This is a genomic window from Sporosarcina aquimarina (assembly GCF_019748715.1).
Lineage (GTDB): Bacteria > Bacillota > Bacilli > Bacillales_A > Planococcaceae > Sporosarcina > Sporosarcina newyorkensis.
Genome location: NZ_JACLBZ010000050.1, coordinates 1 through 352 on the forward strand (window position 1 = coordinate 1; position 352 = coordinate 352).

Sequence of the window (352 nt, forward strand, 5' to 3'; positions counted from 1 at the left end):
TCCCAGCTGAGCTAATCCTCCTGGGTAAAATTGCGATAATCTTCGCATTGCTATGTCTGCTAAATTCCTTCATTTTCTATGACCACTTTATTATGTATGAAATACTAAATTGTAGATTGCAAATCAAAAGAAAGTGATTGCCTGGCGACGTCTTACTCTCACAGGGGGAAGCCCCCTACTACCATCAGCGCTGAAGAGCTTAACTTCCGTGTTCGGTATGGGAACGGGTGTGACCTCTTCGCTATCGTCACCAGACTTGTCCTTTCGTCGGACATTTACTATTATAACACTTATTTCAAATAAAGCAAGTGTTATTTTAGTTTTTTAGTGAATTTTTGTTCACTCAAAACTG

General features: G+C 39.8%; 1 rRNA gene. It reads right to left on the reverse strand.

Features of this window, described 5'->3' with window-relative positions:
• Positions 1-139: 139 nt before the first annotated feature.
• Positions 140-255, reverse strand: a 5S ribosomal RNA gene (gene rrf, locus H7J92_RS17420).
• Positions 256-352: the final 97 nt, after the last annotated feature.